Source organism: Rhodococcus sp. 14-2483-1-2 (assembly GCF_002259405.1).
Classification (GTDB): Bacteria; Actinomycetota; Actinomycetes; order Mycobacteriales; family Mycobacteriaceae; genus Rhodococcoides.
Window position 1 is genome coordinate 204,777 of record NZ_NPFW01000002.1, and the last position, 21,779, is coordinate 226,555.

At 66.9% G+C, this 21,779-nt stretch carries 1 protein-coding gene; it reads right to left on the reverse strand.

The features are described 5' to 3' along the window. Nucleotides 1-12 precede the first annotated feature (12 nt). Nucleotides 13-21,768 carry a non-ribosomal peptide synthetase gene (locus CH295_RS01085; protein WP_094739500.1) on the reverse strand — a complete coding sequence of 7,252 codons (21,756 nt, stop codon included), beginning with the start codon at nucleotides 21,766-21,768 and terminating at the stop codon, nucleotides 13-15. Nucleotides 21,769-21,779: the final 11 nt, after the last annotated feature.

Sequence of the window (21,779 nt, forward strand, 5' to 3'; positions counted from 1 at the left end):
GTTCGCCTCACCCTATCGGTCGACGGTTCCTATCGACCCGGGCAGACGATGCACCGGAATGTCGACACCGCTCATCTCGGCACCGTCACCGTCGACCGACACGATCGCAACGAGGGCCTCGGTGTCCTCGGGCTGCAGCCGATCGACCCCGACGATGTCTGCGGCGGTGAGGAACGCATGGGTCACCCACTCGGCCGACACGAGGTCGGCGGCGTCCTCTGCCGATTCCGCCCGGTCGGTCACCAGAGCTGCACCTGCCGCCGCAGCGATCACGCCGGCCAGAACTGCTGCAGCGGTGTCGAACCGGGTGGGAACGGCCAGCCGTGAATCGTAGGCCACGGACCAGTCGCTCACCGCATTCGTCGCCAGCGCAGCGAGCGTTCCATGATCTATGACGGTGCCGTCTTCGTCCACGACCAACGCCGGGCTGTCCGGTCCCAGAACGGCCGTTCTGTCCGAATACGTCACCGGCCGCGCGGAACTCGCGGCAATGGCGTCGACGACGTCCGGTTGCCCGAGGTGAATGGTCGTGACGGACCCGGTCCGGCTCGGCGCGTCGTCACCGTCGAGGACGAGGACGGATGCGCCTGCCCGCTCGAGAACGTCGGAAGAGTTCGACGTGGCAATCGGAGCCACGGCTCCGCCTGCCTTCGCCACCGCCCACCGCGTCACGACTGCCGCAACAGCGTCGGTAACAGTGACGCCGACGACGACTCCGGTTCGGACGCCACGTTCGATCAGTACCCGAGCCATACGTGAGGACTGCTCGTCGAGTTGACGGTAGGTGGTCTCGACTCCGTCCGACGACAACGCGGGCGCATCGGGATCTGCGTCCACCGTCGAGGTGAGTACCTGCGGCAAGGTCAGGTCCGACCGTGCCGGTGCCGCAGTGGAGTCAGCGGTCTGCGGGGTCTCGGTCAGTGCCGCCCGCTCGGAGGCGTCGAGCACGTCGATGTCGCCGACGACGACCGCGGGTGTTGCCGCCACAGCACCGGCGATGCGTGCAAATCGTTCCGCCAGCGACGCGACCGTGGACTCGTCGAACAGATCGGCGGCATACACCCATTCGACGTTCAGGGTTCCGGTGCCGCTGTTCCCGTCGGCGTGCTGGGTCTCCACCGTGACCTGCAGGTCGAATTTCGCCGTCGGCTCGAAGCCGCTGACGGGTTCGACCACCAGGTTCGGCAGCTCGAAGCGCGCCTCGCCGTGGGGCTCCACCGACAGCACCGTCTGGAACAGCGGGGTGTACCCGGCGTTCCGGTCCGGTGCGATGGTGTCGACGACCCGCTCGAACGGGACGTCCGAATTCGCGAAGGCCCGCAGGTCGGTCTCGCGTAGAGCGGTCAGCAGCTCTGCGAACGTCGCATCCGGGTCCACGTCCGTCCGCAGCGCCAGCGTGTTGACGAACATGCCCACCAGTCCGTCGAGCGCCTCGTGCCCGCGCCCGGCGATGGGCGTGCCGACGGCGAAGCTGCGAGAGCCGCTCATCCGCGACAACAGCACCCCGAGGACCGCGTGCAACACCATGAACAGAGTCGCGTGGTTCTCCCGCGCGATCGCGGCGAGCCCGGTGTGTACCGACTCGTCCAGCTCGACACTCACACTGGCTCCGCGCAGGTTGGCGGTAGCCGCCCGCGGCCGATCCCACGGCAACGACACGACCGGGGTGATCCCGCTGAGCTCGTCCGCCCAGAAGGCCAACTGCTGCGACAGAATCGACGTGGGGTCGCTGTCCGAGCCCAGCACCTGCCGCTGCCATACCGCGAAGTCCGCGTACTGCACCGTCAGCGGTTCGGGCGTGTAGTCGGTTCCCGACGCGGCAGCGAGGTACGCAGTCATGACGTCACGGGCCAGCGGTGCCATCGATGCGCCGTCTCCGCTGATGTGGTGCATCACGATGACGAAGACGTACTCGTCCGGGTCGAAGCGGAACAGTGCTCCCCGGACCGGGGGTGCGACGGTGACGTCGAAGCCCTCGTGGACGAGTGCGCGAATCCGTTCGGCGGTGTCGGAGTCGTCGGTCGCGTCGATCGGAGTCAGATCGGGTACGACCGATCCGGCGTCGACGAACTCCTGGTACGGCGAACCGTTCGCATCTTCCGGGTAGCGCGTGCGCAGTGCCTCGTGGCGTTCCACGGTGCTGGACACGGCGCTCTGCAGTGCCGCGACATCCAGCTCGCCTCGCAGACGGAGCGCCAGCGGCATGTTGTAGGCCCCGGACTCGGGGTCGAGTCGGTTCAGTACCCACATGCGCTGTTGCGCGAGCGCCAACGGAACGGTCTGTCCGGCCGGTCGGCGACGCAGCGGCACACCGTTCGCGTCGTCGATGCGTGATTCGGCGCGCGCGGCGAGTGCCGAGACCGTCGAGGCCTCGAACAGGTCTCGGACACCGACCTTCTTCCCGAGCGCAGCAGACACCCGTGCCGCCACTCGCGTGGCGATCAGCGAGTTACCACCGAGATCGAAGAAGTCGTCGTCCGATCCGACCCGCTGCACGCCGAGCAGCTCCGCGTAGATCTCCGCCACGACCTCCTCGACCGGCGTTGCGGGAGCACGGAACTCGCGAACCTCGAACACCGGCTCCGGCAGTGCCTTTCGATCCAGCTTGCCGCTGGTGTTCAGCGGGAATTCCGCGAGCACCATCACCGTCGCCGGCACCATGTACTTCGGCAGCGCGCCGCCGACGACGGTGCGTACCTCGGCCGGGTCCAGCGTTCTACCCGGCGCAGGCACTACATATCCGACGAGCTGGTCACCGGCACCGGTGGTCGCCACCACGGCCGTGGCCTGGTTGACGTCGGGATGGGCCAACAGTGCGGTCTCGATCTCACCGAGCTCGATCCGCTGGCCACGGAACTTGACCTGGAAGTCGGTGCGCCCGATGTACTCCAGGACTCCTGCAGCGCCCGGCCCCGATCGCCATCGGACAAGGTCTCCGGTGCGATACATGCGCTCGCCGGCAGCCGAGAACGGGTTCGCGACGAAGCGGTCCATCGTCAGGTCGACTCGCCCGAGGTATCCGTCGGCGAGCTGCGTCCCCGCCAGATACAGCTCACCCGCGGTCCCTGCGGCAACCGGATGCAGCCTGCCGTCGAGAACGTAGGCCTGGGTGTTCCATTCCGGCGCACCGATCGGGACGGTCGCGCCCTCGTCGGCAGACGTCTCCCAGTACGTCACACTCACTGCGGCTTCGGTGGGGCCGTACAGGTTGTGGATCCCGGCAGAGGTGATCGCGCGGAAGTCCTTCACCGTCTCCGGGGGCAGTGCCTCACCCACCACGTAGACGTGTCTCAACGACCGGCACTGCTCCTCGGTGGCGTACGCGGCGAACACCGTGAGCATCGACGGCACGAAGTCCGTGACGGTGACGCCGTGCCGGGCGATGCGCTCCGCGACGTACGCCGGGTCGCGGTGGCCGTCGGCGGTCGCGAGAACGACGCTCGCACCGACCTGGAGTGGGAGGAAGAAGCCCCACAGTGACACGTCGAACGTCGTCGCCGTCTTCTGCAGGTAGACGTCGTTCTCGTCGAGCGAGTACTGGTCGATCATCCACGCCATCTCGTTGACGATCGCGCGGTGCGGCACCGCGACGCCCTTGGGTCGCCCGGTCGACCCGGACGTGAAGATGACGTAGGCGGTGTTCTCCGGGCGTACCGGTGCCAATCGGTCGGCGTCGGCCACGGTGTCTGCCGGGTAGGACGCGAGATCGAGGGTGTCCAGTTCGAGAATCGGGAACCGTTCCGGCAGTCCCGTCCGATCGTGGCTGGTCGAGAGAACGGCGACGGGCACCGCGGTGTCGAGGATGTACTCGATGCGCTCGGCCGGGTGGTCCGGATCGATGGGTACGTATGCGCCGCCGGCTTCGAGGACGGCGTACATGCCGACCATCAGGTCGATGCCTCGCCTCATGCCGAGAGCGACGAGCGACTGCGGGCCGACGCCGAGCGAAATCAGTTTTCTGGCAAGACGATTGACCCGCTCCGAGAACTCGGCGTAGGTCACTGCGGTGCCCTCGTACAGCACGGCCGTGGCGTCCGGGTTCGCCGCAACCCGAGCCCTGAACGGCGCGGTCAACATGATGCCGGCGTCGACCTCGTGCGCAGTGTCGTTCCAGGTGTCGATCACTCGAGTTCGTTCGTCCGAGCCGAGCAGATCGATATCGCCGACCGCCGCCGCGGTGTCGGAGACGAAGGTCTCGAGAACACCGACGAGCCGGGACAGGATCGATTCCACGTACGCAGCGTCGAACAGATCGCTGATGTACTTGAGCGTGAACGAGATTCGGTCCTCGGCCACGACGAGCAACGTCAGCGGATAGTGGGTGTTGTCGTTGGAGCTCACGCCCTCGACGGTCATGCCGTCGATGGCCGCAGCCTGTTGCGTCAGTTGCGCTTCGTCCACCGGGTAGGACTCGAAGATGGTCAGGGTGTCGAACAGATTCCCGACGCCGATCGCCCGCTGGATGTCGACCAGCCCCATGTGGTGATGGTCGAGAAGATCTGCTTGTTCACCCTGGATCCGGACCAGGTAGTTCTCCACCGTGTCGGCGGGATCGAAGCGCACCCGCACCGGGATGGTGTTGATGAACAGCCCGATCATCGACTCGACGCCGGGAAGAGCAGCGGGACGACCGGAGACCGTGGCACCGAACACGACATCGGTGCGGCCGGTGATGTGTGCGATCAACAGTCCGTATGCCGCTTGCACCAGCGTGTTGACGGTGACGCCGAGTCTGCCACCGAGCGCAACGAGCGACGCGGTGGTCTCGGCATCGACGAATCGCTCCGTCTCGGCCGAGCGTGCGGAGATCTCTCGTCCGACACTCGGCGGTGCGACGAAGGTCGATTCCTCGACACCGTCAAGTGCCCGAGTCCACGCGCTCAGAGACACGGCCGGGTCCTGTCGATCGAGCCACGCCAGGTACGAGCGATACGACCGCACCCGAGGCAGCGCCGCCGTGGAGCTCTGCGCCGCGTACAGGTACAACAGTTCCTTCATCACCAGCGGCAACGACCACCCGTCGAGCAACACGTGATGGTTGGTCATCGCGAGCTTGTACGTGGTCGGCGTGATCCTGACGAGCAGGAACCGCAGCAGGGGTGCCGTGGAGACGTCGAAGTGCCGTCGCTGATCCGCGGCCAGTGCGTCGGCGACGGCAGCGTCGCGTTCGAGCCCGTCGAGATGAGACAGATCGATCGTGTTCCACGGCAGCCGAACGTTCTGCTGAACGATCTGCACCGTCTCGCCGTCCGCGGTCGCGGTGAACGACGTACGCAGATTGTCGTACCGGTCCAGCAGCGTCTGCGCAGCGCGATGCAACCGTTCGGCGTCCACCTCGCCGGCCAGATCGAGTACGACCTGCATGGTGTAGACGTCGATCGACGCATCGGCGAACAACGCGTGGAAGAGCAGTCCCTGCTGCAGCGGCGACAGCGACCAGATGTCCGCCAGATCCGGGTACCGCGCCTCGAACGACGAGATGTCGGGCTGTGAGAGCCGCACCAGCGGAACGTCCGACGGGGTCAGGCCACCCGAGCCGGGTGCCTCGGCGTACGTGGCCAGCGCCGACAACGCGTCGGACCACAGCCCGGCGAGACGCTCGACCGTGTCCGCGGACACGGCTCCGGTCGGGAATGCGAAGGACGCACTCAGGACCCCACCCTCGTCGGTGTCGAGCACGATCGCGTTGATGTCGATCGTCTTGTTCGCGGCCATGTCGGCGTCGCCGGGCGCGGAGAGCTCACCGTCGGCGGCCGGCAACCAGCCGAGCGCCTTCATCTCGTCCGGGACCTCGCCGGTGTCGACCCGACCCAGGTAGTTGAAGCTGATCTGTCCGGTCCCGAGTTCCGCCAGTTCCGCAGCGGTCTCGGAGTTCAGGTAACGGAGCAGTCCCCAGCCCATGCCTCGATCGGGCAGCGCCAGCATCTGTTCCTTGACGGCCTTGACGGCATCGCCGAGCTGCGACCCTCCCGCGAACGCAGCCTGGACATCGATTCCGGTCAGGTCGAGGCGGACGGGGAACAGGCTGGTCAGCCAGCCGACGATGCGTCCCAGATCCGCTCCGGGAACCACCGCTTCCTCGCGGCCGTGGCCTTCGAGCTGCACCAGCGTTGCCGGTGCGGTGACGCCGCTCTCCGACCGTAGTCTCGTGACGGCCAGAGCGAGCCCGGCCAGCAACCCGTCGCCGACACCACCGCGGAAGATCTCCGGAACGGTGGTCAGCAAGGTGCGCGTGACGTCGGGTGCCAGTTCGATGTTCACCCGTTCGAGCGTCGCCACGACGTCGACGGCGGGATCGAAGGGCCGGTCGCCCAGCACGGGATCCTCGGTGTCGGCGATCGAGCGCCACAGCGGCAACTCGGCCAGCCGGGCCTCGCTCGCTGCCGCGTCGACCAGTGCATGCGTCCACCGCCGCATCGAGGTTCCGACCTCGGGGAGGCTCGGGTCCACTCCCCCGGACACCTGAGCCCAGGCGGAGACGAAGTCGGGAACCAGAATTCGCCACGACACTCCGTCGATCACGAGGTGGTGCGCCGCGACGGTCAGCGTGCCCGCTTCCTCGGGTCCTCGATCGACCCAGACGAGGGCGAGCATGCGCCCGGCCGTGGGGTCGAGCGTTCCGACTGCATCGTCGAACGATGACGCAGCCGAGCCGGTATCGGCCCGGGTGAGCAGTGCATCCACGTCGACGGTACCGGTGCCCGCAACATCGAGACCCCAGCCGCGGTCGTCGCGCACCAGGGTCGACCGCAGCACGTCGTGTCGATCGACCACTGCGGTCACCGTGGCGAGAATCCCGGCTCGGTCGATACCGAGCGGCAGCTCCAGTGTGACGGCCTGATGGAAGCGTGACCATCCGCCGCCGCGCTCGATCATCGCCACACCGAACGGAGGTAGCGGCATCCAGCCGACGCCGCCGCCGTCGAGTTCTTCGAGCACGGCCGCGTCAGCGCCCTCACCGACGATCACGGCGACCTCGGCGAGACCGGCAACAGTCTTGCGCTCGAACACATCTCGCGGCCCGAACTGAATTCCCCTGGCCTTCGCGCGAGAGACGAGCTGAATCGAGACGATGCTGTCGCCGCCGAGCGCGAAGAACGAATCGTCGACGCCGACGGTGTCGAGGCCGAGCACGTCCGCGAAGACCTCGGCAATGACGCGTTCGGTGTCGGTTGTCGCCGTACGGAATTCGGCATCGCTGCCGAATTCCGGTTCGGGTAGTGCTCTGCGGTCCAGCTTGCCGTTCGGCCCGAGTGGGAGGGCATCGAGCACGATGAGCCCGGCCGGAACCATGTATTCCGGAACCAGGGTGGCGACCGAGGTGGTGACCGCGGCGGTGTCGATCGTCTCCCCGGAGACAGGAACGACGTACCCGACCAGTAGTTCACCTGCCGACGGGGTCCGGCGGACGAGAACCACGGCCTGGTCGACCGACGGGTCGGCAGTCAACGCGGCTTCGATTTCGCCGAGCTCGATCCGCAGGCCTCGGAGTTTGACCTGGAAGTCGGTGCGGCCGAGGTACTCGAGTTCGCCGTCTGCGTTCCAGCGAACCAGGTCGCCGGTGCGGTACATCCGCGAGCCGACACTGCCGTGCGGGTCGGCGACGAACCGGTCGGCGGTGAGGTCCGGACGGCCGAGGTATCCGCGGGCCAGTTGCCGCCCGGCGAGATACAGCTCCCCGGGTACCCCGACCGGGACCGGGTGCAGGCGTGCATCGAGCACGGTGACTCGGGTGTTCCAGACCGGTGCACCAATGGGAACCGACACGGTGTCCGACGGCAGGACTCGGTGATAGGTGACGTCGACCGCGGCCTCGGTCGGGCCGTACAGGTTGTGCAGTTCGGTGGCAGGCAGTGCAGCGCGCAGGGCGGAGGCAACCGATGCAGGCAGCGCCTCGCCCGAGGCGAAGACCGCACGCAGACCGGTGCAGCTCGAGACACCGTCCGCGGCGGCGAACACGGCCAGCAGCGACGGGACGAAGTGCGCGACCGTGATGCCGCGTTCGGCGACGGTGCTCACCAGGTATGCCGGGTCTCGGTGGCCGTCGGGCACCGCGATGACGAGTTCGGCACCGATCTGCAACGGCCAGAACAGTTCCCAGACCGATACGTCGAACGTGACCGGAGTCTTCTGCAGGACCTTGTCCTGCTCGGTGAGACGGTACTCGTCCTGCATCCACAGCAGACGGTTGACGATGGCCTCGTGGCTGACCGCAACGCCTTTGGGGCGACCGGTGGAGCCGGAGGTGAAGATGACGTACGCGGTGTCCGCCGGTCGCAGCGGTGCGGTTCGCTCGGCATCGGTCACCGGTGCCGTGGACAGACCTGTCGTGTCGACGGTGTCGACCAGGATCGTGGCGGCGTCGGTGACGAGACCTGCGCCGTCGTGCTCGGTCGTGAGCAGCACCACCGGTGCCGCCGTGTCCAGGATGTAGCCGATTCGTTCGGCCGGAAGGTCCGGGTCGACCGGGACGTAGGCACCACCGGCGGCGAGCACGGCGTAGATACCCGTCAGCATGTCGATCGAGCGGCGCATGGCCGTGGCCACCACGGTTTCCGGGCCGACTCCCTCGGCGATGAGCAGGCGCGCGAGCGCGTTGACCCGCTCGGAGAACTCGCGGTAGGTCACGCGATCGTCGGCGAAGCTCGTGGCGATGTTCTCCGGCGACGCCGCAACTCGGGTCTCGAACAGCGACACCAGAGTTGCGCCGGGATCCACCTCGTGCGCGGTCGCGTTCCATTCCTCGAGGACGCGGGTACGTTCGCCTTCCTCGAGGATGTCGATGTCGCCGACGACTCCGTCCGGTGCGTCGGTGAGCGCGTGCAGCACCCGCACGAGCCGTCGCCCGAGAGACGCCATGCTGGACTCGTCGAAAAGATCGGTGGCATAGTCGAATTGCACGTCGATGCCGGCCGCAGCACCGTGCTCGTCGGTGTTCTCCCACAGTGTCACCTGCAGGTCGAACTTCGCGAACGCGCTACCGAGATCGATTCCCTCGACGCTCAGCCCGGGCAGGGCCAACGTCTGACGATTCAGGTTCTGGAACGTCAACATGACCTGGAAGATCGGGTGACGAGCCTGAGAGCGGTCCGGGGCCAGCTCGTCGACGAGCCGCTCGAACGGCACGTCGGCGTGTCCGAAGGCACCCAGGTCGGCCTCACGAACTGCGGCGAGCTGCTCGCGCAACGTTGCCGCGGGGTTCATCGCGGTACGGAGGGCGAGCGTGTTGACGAACATGCCGACGAGCTCGTCCAGATCCGCGTCACCGCGACCTGCGACCGGGGTTCCGATCGTCACGTCGTCGGTTCCCGCCATCGCGCCGAGGAGCACCGCGAGCGCGGTGTGCACCACCATGAAGTTCGTGGCGTTTCCTGCTCGGGCGGCCCGAGCGATGTTCGACTGAAGTGTCGAGTCGATCGAGAAGTTGTATGCCGCACCGCGATACGACGCCACCGCCGGGCGCGGCCGGTCGGTCGCGAGATCGAGCTGCGCCGGGGCACCGGCCAGAGCCGACGTCCAGTAGGCGAGCTGCTTCGCCAACGGCGAATCGGGGTCGTCCTCGGAGCCGAGCACCTCGCGTTGCCACAACGCGTAGTCCGCGTACTGCACCGGAAGTGGTGCCCACTGCGGGCTCTCCCCCGCGGCACGGGCGGTGTAGGCCACCATGACGTCGCGCGTCAGGGGTCCCATCGAGAACCCGTCAGCGGCGATGTGGTGGGCGACGAACGCCAATACGTGCTCGGTCTCGCTCACCCGCAGGATCCGGATTCGCACCGGAACAGCTCGGGTCACATCGAACCCCGCGGAAACGAAGTCGCGCAGGGCCTGCTCGATCGAACTCTCGTCCACGTCGTCGACGACGACCGTCACGCCGGCCTCCGCGGTACCGAGCACCACCTGATGGCCTCGTCCGTCGACCTCCGGGTACACGGTGCGCAGAATTTCGTGCCGCGCCAGCACGTCGTGCACGGCGTTGGTGAGTGCATCGACATCGACGCTGCCGGACAATCGAATTGCGACCGGGATGTTGTTCACGGCGGAGGTCGGATCGAATTGGCTCAGGAACCACATGCGCTGCTGAGCCATCGACAGCGGCACCGAGTCCGGTCGTGTTCGAGCCGTCAGTGCCCGGCGCGCGCCGGTACCCACCTCGGACTCGATCGCGCGTGCGAGCGACTGCACCGTCGGCGACTCGAAGATCGAGCGGACCGGCACCTGCGTATCGAGCGCCGCCCCCAGCCGGGAGACCACCTGGGTGGCGATCAACGAGTTACCGCCGAGCGCGAAGAAGTCGTCGTCCAGACCCACGCGCTCCACAGCGAGTACCTCGGCGAAGACCGCCGCGACGGTCTCTTCCACCGGGTTGGTCGGTGCGCGGAACTCGGCTGTCTCGAACTGTGGTTCGGGGAGCGCCTGTCGATCCAGCTTGCCGTTGACGCCTCGTGGGAGAGCGTCGAGCACGACGAAGGCCGACGGAATCATGTACGACGGCAGACGTTCGGCGAGTGTCCGGCGGATGCCGTCCTGATCCAGTGTCACCCCGATGGCGGGCACGAGGTAGGCCACCAGCCGTGCGCCCGATCCCGTGTCAGCGAGAGCGATCACGGCGACGTCACGGATCTCGTCGAGCGATCCGAGAGCGGCATCGATGTCGCCGAGTTCGATACGGAAACCGCGAATCTTCACCTGGAAGTCGGTACGGCCGACGTACTCCAGTTCGCCGTCGGCGCGCCAGGAAACGAGGTCACCGGTCCGGTACAGGCGGCCGCCGGGGGTGAACGGGTCCGCGACGAAACGCTCGGCGCTCAGATCCGGCCGCGCGAAGTACCCGTCGGCCAGCTGCGCACCCGCGAGGTAGAGCTCGCCGGCGACGCCGGCCGGAACGGGAGCCAGACGCGAATCCAGAACGTAGACACGGGTATTCCACTCCGGGCCACCGATGGGAACCGTGGTGCCGTCGACGGTCGCCACTCGATGCGCGGTCACCGACACCGCTGCCTCGGTCGGTCCGTACAAGTTGTCCAGTCGCGCAGCAGAACTGCGCAGTGCGCGCTCGGCCGTCGCGACGGGCAGCGCCTCGCCGATCGCCAGGATCCGTGTCAGATGCCGCGGTAGGACTCCCGCCGACGCGGTGACCAACGCGTCGAGAACGGACGGCACGGTGTGCAGTGTCGTCACCGATTCCCGGTTCATCAGATCGACGAGGTAGGCGGGATCGCGGTGGCCCTCGGCGTCGGCGACCACGATCGCACCACCGGAGACGGTGGCGACCCAGAACTCCCACACGGACAGATCGAAGGTCGCGGCAGTCTTGAGCAGTACCCGGTCCGTGTTGCCCAGCCCGTAATGGGCGCTCTGCCAGAGCAGCTGGTTGACGATGGCGGCATGACCGACCGCGACGCCCTTGGGACGGCCGGTGGATCCGGACGTGAAGATGACGTACGCGGTGTTCGCGGGCCGCAGCGGCGAGGTGCGCTCGCTGTCGGTGACGGGCGCGTCCGAGACCTCTGCACCCAGCAGTCGAGGATCGGTGTCGACGAGCAGAACCGGAATCGACTCGAAGTCGACATCGTCACGCGCAGTGCTCAACACCAGGGCGGGAGCGGCCACCTCGAGAATGTAGGCATTGCGGTCCGCCGGCTGATCCGGGTCGATGGGTACGTACGCCCCGCCTGCCTTGGCGACGGCGTACATCGCCACGAGCAGATCCACCGAGCGCCTGATCGCCAGGGCAACCGTCACCTGCGGACCGACGCCTGCACCGATCAGGACGCGAGCCAACCGGTTGATTCGACGATCGAACTCGGCGTACGACAGCGATTCTCCCGCATGGACCACCGCGATCGCGTCGGGCTGCGCCTGCACCTGTCGGTCGAACAGCGATACCAGGGTCTGCGACGAATCGACATCGTGATCGGTGTCGTTCCACGTGCGCACGATCCGGGTGTGCTCCTCGGGCGAGAGCAGAGCGAGATCGCCGATGACGGCCGAGGGGTCCTGGGCCACTGCGGCGAGGAGGCGAACGAACCGGTCGGCAAAGGCTTCGACCGTGGCGCGATCGAAGAGATCGGTGGCGTAACCGAATTCGGCCGACAGCTCCGCAGGCGAGCCGTCCGCGTCGTAACGATCCGAGATGGAGAGCTGCAGATCGGTCTTGGCCGTCACAGCATCCGCCTCGACGGCACTCACCGTCAGACCCGGCAGCTCGAACGTCGACTCGGCGAGGTTCTGGAAGGACAGGCCCACCTGGAACAGGGGGTTGCGTGCCGTCGACCGCACCGGGTTCAGCACCTCCACAAGACGCTCGAACGGAACGTCGGAGTGCGCGAACGCGGCCAAGTCCCGCTCGCGGGCCTGAGCGAGCAACTGACGGAAGGTCATCGACGATTCGACGGTCGACCGGAAGACGAGAGTGTTGACGAACATCCCGATCATCGAATCGAGAGCCCGCTCGCCGCGGCCGGCGATGGGCGTTCCGACGGCGATGTCCTCGGAACCGGACAGGCGTGCGAGCAACACCGCGAATGCCGAGTGCACCACCATGAACAACGTTGCCTGCTCGGTACGTCCGAGCTCGGCGAGAGCGGCGTGCGTGCCTGCGTCGACGGTGAACCGCACCGCATCGCCGCGGAAACTCTGCGCAGGCGGGCGCGGGCGGTCGGTAGGCAGTACCAGTTGATCCGGGAGCTCGGCGAGCGCATCTTTCCAGAACGACACCTGCTGCGCTGCAACGGAATCAGGATCCGATTCGGTACCGAGCACGGTTCGCTGCCACAATGCGAAGTCGACGTACTGCACCTCTAGCGGCTCCCAGTCCGGGGCCGCCCCTGCAGATCTCGCGGTGTACGCGGTCATGACGTCGACGGCCAGCGGGCCCATCGACGCACCGTCGGCCGACACGTGGTGTACGACGAATGCCAGGACGTGCTCGTTCTCACCCACGCGGAACACACGCGCGTCGACCGGCACCTCGACGGTGACATCGAAGCCGCGCCCGAAGAACTCGGTAACAGCCGCAACGACATTCGCACCGGCCACGTCGCGGACGGCGAGGTCCATCGGCACCTCGGACGCCGAGAGCACCTGCTGGAACGGGCCCTGCGCCGAGTCCGGGTACCGGGTACGAAGAGACTCGTGGCGTTCGACGACGTCGCCTACCGCGGACTGCAGCGCAGCGACGTCGAGCTCGCCGGACAACCGCACGGCGAACGGAATGTTGTCCACCGACGACGTCGTGTCGAACTGGTTGAGGAACCAGTACCGCTGCTGCGCCGGCGAGAGCGGTGGGCGCTCGGGACGCGGACCCGCCACGAGTGCAGCTCGACCGCCCGAACCGACAGCGCTCTTCACGTGCGCCACCAGCGCGGCGACGGTCGAGCTCTCGAACAGCGCGCGCACCGGCACGACGGTGTCCAGGGCCGCGCCGAGTCGCGAGACCACCTGGGTGGCGATCAACGAGTTACCGCCCAGGGCGAAGAAGTCGTCGTCCAATCCCACTCGATCGATGTGCAGGACGTCGGCGAACACTCCGGCAACGATCTCTTCGACCGCGGTTGTGGGTGCTCGGAATTCACGGGCCTCGAACACGGGTGCGGGAAGTGCGGCGCGATCCAACTTGCCGACAGGGGTCAGTGGAACGGTGTCGAGCACGATGATCGACGACGGAATCATGTAGGCCGGCAGTGATTTTCCGACGAAGGCGGTCAACTCGTCGACGTCGACGACGGACCCGCGCGTCGGCAGAACGTACGACACGAGGGTCGTGACGCCCGACGGCAGTTCGTGACCGAGTGTGACGGCGAAGTCGACCTCGGGAACGGCGGTGAGCGCGGAATCGATCTCGCCGAGCTCGATACGGAAGCCGCGCACCTTGACCTGGAAGTCGGTGCGTCCGACGAACTGCAGCTGCAGGTCGTCGGTCCACCGCACCACGTCGCCGGTGCGATACATCCGTGCGCCGTCGATGCCGTACGGGTTGGCCACGAAGCGCTCGGAAGACAGACCGGGCCTACCGAGATAACCGCGAGCGAGCGCACCGCCCGACAGATAGAGGTCACCCGCGACACCGGTCGGAACGGGTTCGAGTCGGGAATCGAGGATCAGCACGGACATGCCGTGAATCGGTCGACCGATGGTGATCGGCTCGCCGGGCGTCAACTCGGCGAAGCTGGAGATGATCGTGGTCTCGGTCGGTCCGTACCCGTTGAAGTACTTCCGGTCCCCTGCCCACCGGGCGAGCAATTCGGGCGTGGTCACGTCGCCGCCGACCGAGAGCACCTCGAGCGAATCGATCCCGTCGGGACTCATCGTGCCGAGCACCGCGGGCGTGATGATCGTATGAGTGACCCTCTCCGCCTTCAACAATTCGGACAACTCGGTGCCGCCGAGGATCGATGCCGGTACGACCACCAACGTCGCGCCGACGGAGAACGCCGCCATCCACTCCAGGACCGAAGGATCGAAGTTGGGCGAGCAGACGTGCAGGAACCTCGAGGCCGGTTTCAGGTGGTACAGGTCGGTTGCTGCGTCGAGAACACCGCCGAGTCCGGCGTGCGTGACGACGACGCCCTTCGGCTTGCCGGTCGAGCCCGAGGTGTAGATGACGTAGGCCGGGTTCTGGAACGTGACGGGTCGCAGGCGGTCGGCGTCGGTGACCGGCTCGGCAGAGCGGGTGCGGACCTCGGCCACGAACTCCTCGTCGTCGACGCTCAGCCAGAGCAGATCCTGCTGTCCGTCGGCGAGCCGATCCGAGTGCGCCCGGGTGGTCAGGCCGAGTACGGCCTCGGAGTCCGAGACCATGTGGGCGATGCGATCCTGCGGGTACGTCGGGTCGACGGGTAGGTGTGCAGCCCCGGATTTGGCCACTGCCCACACCGCGAGCACCATGAAGTAGGAGCGCTGGAATCCAAGAGCCACAACGGCTTCGGGGCCGGCCCCGCGCTCGATGAGCACCCGGGCGAGCTGCGAGGACGTCGCATCGAGTTCGGCGTACGAGATCGAGCGGCCCTCGTAGCGGATTGCGGTCGCCGACGGGTCGAGTGCGGCTCCGGCAGCGAAGATCTCGGCCAGAGTGCCACCGGCCAACACGTCGTCACCGTGGACGTGTGTGAGCCGGTCGTACTCGTCGTCGTAGAGGATGGACAGATCGCCCACCGGGGTGTTCGGTGTCGCCACGATCGCTTCGAGCAGCCAACGGAAACGACGCGAGAACACCTCGATCGTCTTCTCGTCGAACAGGTCTCGCGCATAGAGGAAGCCGGCGGCCAGACCGGTGCCGTCGGACTTCTCGTGCAGCGTCAACGACAGGTCGAACTTGGCGGTGTCGACCTCGACGTCCACAGCCGAGACCGTCAGACCAGGTAGGTGCAATTCGCTCGGCGGGAGGTTCTCGAATGCGATCGCCACCTGGAACAGCGGGTGCCTGGCTGTCGTGCGCTCGGGTTCGAGCAGATCGACGAGACGCTCGAAGGGGATGTCCGCGTGTGCGAACGCATCGAGGTCGACGTCCCGGACGTGGCCGAGGAGGTCGGTGAATCCCTTGCTTCGATCGACCGATGTGCGGAGCACCAGGGTGTTGACGAACATACCGATCACGTCGTCCAGGACGGCCTCGCCGCGGCCTGCGACGGCGGTACCCACCGCAACGTCGTCCGACGTCGACATACGAGCGAGGAACAGAGCGAGTGCACCGTGCAGCACCATGAACAGGGTGGTTCCGGTCGACCGGGCCAGATCGTCGAGCGAGGCGCGCAGCTCCGCATCGATGTCGAACTGGAACCGCCCGCCCGAGTACGTCTGGACCGCAGGACGCGGCCGGTCGTACGGCAGGGTCAGCTCACTGGGCAGGTCCGCCAGTGCCGAACGCCAGTAGTTCGCCTGTGCTGCCATCAGGCTGCTCGGATCCGCATCGTCGCCGAGCACGGCGCGCTGCCACAACGCGAAGTCGGCGTACTGAACCGACAGTGGCGTCCACTGCGGAGCGTCGCCGGCCACACGAGCGAGGTAAGCCGTCATCACGTCGCGGGTCAGCGGCCCCATGGACCACCCGTCGGCACTGATGTGGTGAACCACGACGACCAGCACGTACTCGTCGTCGGTGACTCGGAACAGTCTGGCGCGCAACGGAATCGATTGGGTGACGTCGAATCCTTCGGAGGCGAAAGCGATCAGGTCGGCCACCGCACCGTCGGCGGACGGTGTGATGGGCGTCAGGTCCGGTGCCACCGATGCGGCAGGCAGGATTACCTGGTGCCCCGCTCCGTCCACACTCGGGTAGACCGTGCGCAGTGCTTCGTGCCGGTCGAGAACGTCGATGACCGCCGCGTTCAGGGCCGCAGCGTCGAGTGCTCCGGTGAGCCGGATCGCCACGGGGATGTTGTTGACCGCCGATTCGGGCTCGAATCGGTTGAGGAACCACATCCGCTGCTGGGCGAGAGAGAGCGGAATTCGTTCGGGGCGTTCCTGCGGCACCAGGGGCGCGGATGCTCCGTGGCCGACGTGGCTTTCCAACGCAGCAGCCAAGGCTGCCACCGTGCCTGCCTCGAACATCGTTCGGACGGGCACCGTCGTGCCCAGTTCGGCACCGAGTCGTGCCGCGACCTGAGTGGCGACGAGAGAATTGCCGCCGAGCGCGAAGAAGTCGTCGTCCACACCGACTCGGTCGAGTCCGAGAACCGCGCCGAACACGTTCGCGACGATCTCTTCGATCGGATCGGACGGTGCTCGGTAGGGTGTTGCCTCGAATTCCGGATCGGGCAGCGCTTTTCGATCGAGCTTGCCACTTCCGCCGAGCGGAAACTCGGTCAGTTCCACGACGGTGGACGGCACCATGTACTCGGCCAGACGTCCACGTAGCGCGGTGCGTACCCGGTCCACATCGACCGGGCCGTCGGTGGGGACGACGTAGCCGACCAGTTGTTCTCGTCGGACGAGCACCACGGCCTGAGCGATCTCGGGCAGATCCAACAGAGCCGATTCGATTTCGCCGAGTTCGATACGCAGGCCACGCAACTTCACCTGGAAGTCGGACCGGCCCACGTACTCCAGTTCACCGGCGGGCAGCCATCGCACCACGTCGCCGGTGCGGTACATCCGCTCACCGTCGACTGCGAACGGATCGGCAACGAAGCGGTCCGCGGTCAGATCGGGTCGGCTCACGTATCCCCTGGCGAGCTGGACACCCGACAGGTAGAGCTCTCCCGACACTCCGACCGGAACCGGCCGCAACGACGAATCGAGAACGTACACAGCGGTGTTCCACACCGGCGAGCCGATCGGCACCACTGCGGTGTCCGCGTCGGTGACCGCGTGATACGTCACGTCGACGGCAGCTTCGGTCGGGCCGTACAGGTTGTGCACCGACACCTGCGGGAGTGCGCGGCGCAACGAATGTGCAGTAGCAGGCGCAAGCGCCTCCCCCGAGGCGAACACCGTACGGAGCGACGCTCCCGCGTCCGGCCTGCGCAGTGCCTCCGGCGCGAACACCGACATCATCGACGGCACGAAGTGCACCACCGAAACCTGTTCGCGCGCAATGACATCGAGCAAGTACGACGGATCCCGATGGCCTTCGGGAACGGCGACGACCACCGATGCGCCGATCTGGAACGCCCAGAAGAACTCCCACACCGACACGTCGAACGTCGCCGGTGTCTTCTGCAACACCACGTCCTGCGGACCGAGGGGGTACTCGTGCTGCATCCACGACAACCGGTTGACGATCGCCGCGTGCGATACGCCGACGCCCTTCGGCCGACCCGTCGACCCCGAGGTGAAGATGACGTAGGCGAGGTTCTCTCCCCGCAGCGGTGCCGTCCGCTCCGCATCGGTCACCGGCGCCGACGAGAATTCCGACACGTCGACGGTGTCGATGTCCACCGTCTCCACACCCGGGAACTCGACGTGGTCTCGGGTGCTCGAGAGCACCCGTACCGGCGCGGCCGTGCTCACGATGTACTCGTTGCGCTCCGCCGGCTGAGCCGGATCGATGGGTACGTACGCGGCACCGGCCTTGACGATCGCGTACATGCCGACGAGCAGCTCGATGCTGCGGCCTACCGCGAGGCCGACCGTCGAATCGGTCCCGACACCCACGGACATCAGGTACCGCGCCAGGCGGTTCGCGCGCGCGTCGAGCTCGGCGTACGTCAGCCGATCGTCCTCGAACACCAGGGCCTGCGCGTCGGGGGTCTGCTCGACGCGAGCGTCGAACCGATCCACCAGCGTTGTTCCGCCGGGGATCTCGTGCGCCTGCCCCGAACCGAACGCCAGCACGGACTTCTGCTCGACCGAGTCGAGCAGGTCGATCTCTCCGACGGCTACGGCGGGCGCTGCGGTGACCGCACGAAGAACACGAACGAACCGCTCACCGAACCGGTCCATCGTCGATTTCTCGAAGAGGTCCGCAGCATAGGTCAGGGCGACCGTCAGGCCTGCGGGCTCGGAGCCGGCCGGTGCCGAATCCCACAGCGTGACCTGCAGATCGAACTTCGCCAGGTCTGCTTCGTAGTCGACCGCCGCGATGGTCAAGCCGGGCAGTTCCACCGAGCTTCGGTCCAGGTTCTGGAACGTCAACATCACCTGGAACAGCGGGTGCCGTGCCTGCGAGCGCACCGGGGCCAACACGTCCACCAGACGCTCGAACGGCACCTCGGCGTGCGAGAACGCGGCGAGGTCCACCTCCCGCGTCTCGCGCAGCAGATCGTCGAACGACGTCCGTGGATCGACTTCGGTGCGCAGCACCAGTGTGTTGACGAACATCCCGACGACGTCGTCGAGGGCCGCATCACCACGGCCGGCGACCGGAGTACCGATACTGATGTCGTCGGCGGCGGCGAGCTTGGCCAGCAACACCGCCAGTGCGGCATGCACGACCATGAACGTCGTTGCGTTGTGGTCCCGTCCGAGCTTCTCCAGCTCGCGGACGAGGTCGGCGTCGATCTCGAACGTGTGCGTGCCGCCGTTGGTGGTGGCGACAGCCGGGCGAGGACGATCGGTCGGTAGCTCCAATTGGTCGGGAGCACCACCGAGCTGGTGCCGCCAGTAGTTCTCCTGCGCCGAGATCAGCGAATCCGGATCGTCCTCGCTACCGAGGACGGCCCTCTGCCACAGCGTGAAGTCCGCGTACTGCACCTCGAGCGGAGTCCATCGAGGGGCCTGGTCGTTCGAGCGGGCAACGTAGGCCGCCACCACGTCTCGCGTCAGCGGGCCCATCGAGAATCCGTCGGCCGCGATGTGGTGCACCACGAACGCAAGCACGTGCTCGGTCTCGGACGTCTCGAGCAGCACCGCACGGAAGGGCAGTTGTACCGCCAGATCGAAGGGCCTGAGCGCGAATTCGAGCAGCGCGGCGGGGACGTCGGCTCCGGTGGCCGTCGCTCGCTCCAATTCCACTGCCACCGAGTCCGATTCGAGCACTCGCTGGAAGCCGATACCGTCGTGATCGGGGTAGACCGTCCGCAGCGATTCGTGCCGATCCAACACGTCGACCAAGGCCGACTGCAGGGCCGTGAAATCGAGTTCACCACTCAACGCGATGGCGACCGGGATGTTGTTCACAGCCGAGTCCGGCTCGAATCGGTTGAGGAACCACATCCGTTGCTGGGCCAGCGACAGCGGCACACGTTCGGGCCGCTGCTGCGCAACCAACGCCGGTCGCGCGTGCGTCGAGCCTGCGGCGTCGACTGCCGCGGCGAGTTCGGCGACGGTCGGTGCGTCGAAGAACGACCGCACATCCACCGCGGTGCCCAGTTCTGCGTTGACTCGCGCGATCACGCGGGTGGCGTTGAGCGAGTTTCCGCCGAGGACGAAGAAGTCGTCGTCGACGCCGATGCGATCGATGCCGAGCACGGTCTCGAAAATCGCCGCCAAGGCCGTTTCGGTGTCGGTGCTCGGGGCGCGGTATTCGCGTACGAGCGACGCGAAATCGGGAGCGGGCAACGCCTTTCGGTCGAGCTTTCCGCTGGCACCGAGCGGGAACTCGTCCAGGACGACGAATACCGACGGCACCATGTACTCGGGCATACGACGGCGCACCGCGTCCGCGAGGCCGTCGTGATCGAGCTCGGGTTCGGTACTGACGACGTAACCGACGAGCTGCTCGCCCAGCTGTGCCTGCGACCGGTCGGCGTGAACGAGCACAGCGGCCTGAGTCACCTCGGGCTCGGCGAGCAGCGCTTGCTCGATCTCGCCGAGTTCGATGCGGAGGCCGCGTAGCTTGACCTGGAAGTCGGTGCGGCCGATGTACTCGATCAGGCCGTCGCCGCGTCGGCGCACCAGGTCGCCGGTGCGGTACATGCGGTCACCCGGCTCACCGAACGGGTCGGCCACGAATCGATCGGCCGTCAGGTCGGTGCGGCCGAGGTATCCGCGAGCGAGCTGCACGCCCGCGAGATAGAGCTCTCCCTCGACTCCACGGGGTGAGCGCCGCAGACCCTCGTCGAGCACGTAGAGGTCGGTGTCGTCGACGGCAGCGCCGATCGGTACCGAGGCCTCTTCCACCTGCTGGGTTCGGTAGTACGTGACGTCGACGGCCGCTTCGGTCGGCCCGTAGAGGTTGTGCAGTTCCGCGTTCGAGATCGAGTGGAACGCGTTGACGGTCCGCGCCGGGAGGGCCTCACCGGAGGCGAACACCATCCGAAGCGAATCGGCCTGCGCAGCAGTGGGTTCGGCGACGTACACCGAGAGCATGGACGGCACGAAGTGCGTCACGGTCACGCTGCGCTCGCCGATGATGCGGGCGAGATAGGCGGGATCGCGGTGTCCGTCGGGCTCGGCGATCACGAGCGTGGCACCGATCTGCAACGGCCAGAAGAACTCCCACACCGACACGTCGAACGTGAACGGAGTCTTCTGCAACACGACGTCGGCAGCGCTCATCGCGTACTCGCGCTGACGCCAGGAGATGTTGGCGACGATGGCGCGGTGGCTCACCGCCACACCCTTCGGACGTCCCGTCGAACCGGACGTGAAGATGACGTAGGCGAGGTCGTCCTCGGTCAGGGTGCCACGTCGATCCGCATCGGTGATCCGCCCTCCCGGCACATCGGTCAGGTCGACGTCGTCGACGAGAACGGTGACGGTGCCCTCGGGCAACTGCGGCAGGTCGATCGTGGTCGTCAGGACCAGGACCGGGTTCGCGGTGTCGAGAACGTACCCGAGTCGATCGATCGGATGATCCGGGTCCAACGGAACGTAGGCCCCGCCTGCTGCGGAGACGGCGTACATACCCACCAGCAGATCGAACGATCGGCGAATCGACAGTCCCACCGCCGAATCGGGGCCGACTCCCCGTGCAATCAGCACTCGGGCGAGACGCTCCACCGAGGCTGCGAACTCGGCGTAGGTTCGAGTCTCGTCGCCGAAGACGAGGGCAGGTGCGTCCGGGGTGCGCTCGGCCTGATCGGCGAACAACGTGTACAGCGTGGTGGCTTCGGGATCGGCCGGGCTCGACGTCGAATCGTCGTCGCCGAGAACCGACACTGCATCCGCGACGACGGTCGACACGACGGCGTCCAGACCACCCTCGGTGGCCTCGATGAGGCCCGCGAGAGTGTTGGACAGCACGACCGGGACCAGCGCGTCGGGGCCGAGGACGCCGCCCATGGCCGCATCGAGGGTGGTGATCTCCTCGTCCAGGCGGGCGTAGGTCAGTTCCGTACCGAGGTGCACGAGCGCTACGCGGTCGGGTTCGACCGCTGCAACGCTCCGAACCAAGCGCGGAAGGTCCTCGACCGTCAGAGCTGCATCGCTTCGACGTCCTACCGCCATCTAACTTTTCC

What these genes read in the sequence shown, in the direction of transcription:
- CH295_RS01085 (WP_094739500.1), bottom strand. Translation starts at nt 21,768, where the DNA reads ATGGCGGTAGGACGTCGAAGCGATGCAGCTCTGACGGTCGAGGACCTT.